The 1,451-nt window shown below is 39.0% G+C and carries 1 protein-coding gene; it reads right to left on the bottom strand.

Annotated elements, in window-relative coordinates:
• Positions 1-83: 83 nt before the first annotated feature.
• On the bottom strand, positions 84-1,202 hold the full coding sequence (gene glf / locus F597_RS0119790; protein ID WP_019541476.1) for a UDP-galactopyranose mutase: 1,119 nt from the start codon (positions 1,200-1,202) through the stop codon (positions 84-86).
• Positions 1,203-1,451 lie beyond the last annotated feature (249 nt).

Genomic DNA, 1,451 nt, shown 5'->3' on the forward strand with positions numbered 1-1,451 from the left:
CCCTACATAATTTCGCTGTTCAACCTCACTGAGTATTACCATTGTCTCACACAGTTGTTGCAGATTTTTTTTCGTTAATTTTTTCATTGCTTTTTCTTTTTGATAAATAATAATCTAAACAAAGCGAGCGCTTTCGTTACAGTTTCATCCATATTGATATATTGATAGGTGCCTAAGCGGCCTCCAAAAAAAATATTTTTCTCCGTTTTACTCAATTGGTTATATTTTTCAAATATCCTGTTATTCTGTTCGGTATTGACCGGATAATAGGGTTCTAATCCTTTTCGCATTTTACATGGATATTCTTTTGTTATAACGGTTTTGGGTTGCGTGCCGAATTCAAAATGCTTGTGTTCGATGATCCGGGTAAAAGGGACACTCCGTTCCGTATAGTTCACAACCGCGTTTCCCTGATAATTCTCCATATCCAGTAATTCATGGTCGAAATTCAACGACCTGTATTCTAATGCACCGTAACAATAATCGTAATATGCATCGATCATTCCCGTATATATAATTGCAGAAGCTTGTTTCCTTAGTTCCCTGTTTTCTGAAAAATCACAATTCAACAGGACATCACACCCGCTGAAACATTTTTCAATCATGCCATTATACCCTCCTTCAGGGATGCCCTGGTAAGTGGAGTTAAAATAATTGTTGTTGTAGGTATATCGTATGGGAATTCGTTTTATGATAAATGCAGGTAGTCGGTCCGCACTCTTGCCCCACTGCTTCTCGGTATAGCCCTTGATCAAAATCTCATAAATATCTCTTCCACATAGGGCCAATGCCTGTTCTTCCAGGTTCCGGGGATTTTTGATAGTCTGCTTTTGCCCTTCAATCTTCTCCCTGGCTTCCCGAGGGGAAGTTACATTCCACAATTGATAAAAAGTGTTCATGTTAAACGGAAGATTGTACAGTTTGTCGCCATACCTGGCCAGCGGAGAATTGATAAAATGGTTGAATCCGGTTAAACCGGTAACATAATTCCAAACGGCCGGATTATTGGTATGAAAGATATGGGGACCGTACATATGAACCTGAATGCCTTCCATAGAACGGCAATACAGATTGCCGCCTAAATGCTTCCTCTTTTCCACAACAAGACACTTCTTTCCCTCTTTGGTGGCTTCATTGGCGAAGACAGCATTGAATAATCCTGCTCCGACAAGTAAAAAATCATATGAGGCTGTCCTGCTCACTGTAACAATGGGTTAAAATGTATTCAATCGCTTAGATATTTTTTAATTGACGCTATGTCGCCAAAATATTTAACTCGCTATATTACAAAGAAAAAGCTTTTCTTTATATTTGCCTGATATTTCATGTAATTTAACTTTGAATAAATTACGCCTGCATCTGCGTAGAAACCAAATTGTAATACTGTCCTTTCTTCTCCATCAACGAGTCATGGTTGCCGACTTCCACCACAAATCCCTTGTCCAGCACCA

The sequence above is a fragment of the Proteiniphilum acetatigenes DSM 18083 genome, assembly GCF_000380985.1.
GTDB classification, from domain to species: domain Bacteria; phylum Bacteroidota; class Bacteroidia; order Bacteroidales; family Dysgonomonadaceae; genus Proteiniphilum; species Proteiniphilum acetatigenes.